The organism is Anabaena sp. CCY 9402-a, from assembly GCF_963920945.1.
Lineage (GTDB): Bacteria > Cyanobacteriota > Cyanobacteriia > Cyanobacteriales > Nostocaceae > Trichormus > Trichormus minutissimus.
In genome coordinates this window covers 1-763 of sequence record NZ_CAWUDL010000208.1, presented here as the reverse complement: position 1 = coordinate 763, position 763 = coordinate 1, and the positions used below count along the sequence as shown (strand labels likewise).

Below are 763 nucleotides of genomic sequence, written 5' to 3'. Positions count from 1 at the left end.
GAACAAAAGCCAATAATACCTTTAATTATTGGGTAGATATTTTGAGAGAAATCTTACCTGCATCTCAAGTAGAAGAAGTAAAAAATGATGAGCAAAGATATCAAGAGCTATGTGAGAAATTATGTGAATATGAATTAATAGTAGATAGTGCAGAGCAAGCTATAGAAAGACCTGGAGACTATGAAGAGCAGAAAAAATATTATTCCGGTAAGAAGAAAATGCACACCAGAAAAAATCAATTTATAGTATTACCAGAAGGTCGAGATATAGTTGATATTTGTATTGGACAATTTGGCAAGATAAGTGATATTACATTATTTAGAAATAATCGCAAAACCCTGGATACCAAACAAAGATTTCTAGGAGATAAAGCTTATATAGGAGAAGCACTTATTACCACACCTGACAAGAAACCCAAAAAAGCCGAACTTTCAGAAACGCAAAAATCAGAGAATAAGAAATTATCTTCTAGAAGGATTTTTGTGGAACATCTGATATGTAGGGTGAAAATTTTTCGCGTAGCCAGTGATAGATTTCGTCTAGCTCGACATCGTTATAGTCAGGTGTTAAAGACGGTATGTGGATTAGTTAGGTTACATCTAAATGCTTCATTTATACTAAGTCATGATATTTGAATCATTCTCTTGAACATTTACTTTTTTAGAAAGCTCTGTTTTGAGAAACTTTTGATAATTTTCCTATTTTCACCCCTAAACCGTGATTTTTACGTTCAGCAATGATAACTATTTTATCTCAGTTATAT

General features: G+C 32.1%; 1 protein-coding gene. It reads left to right on the top strand.

Going from position 1 to position 763, the window contains the following annotated elements; translation table 11 throughout:
• Positions 1–635, top strand: a 635-nt coding sequence (locus ACM0OR_RS28320; RefSeq protein ID WP_414579731.1) for an HARBI1 family protein, incomplete at its 5' end; no start/stop codon positions are given.
• Positions 636–763: the final 128 nt, after the last annotated feature.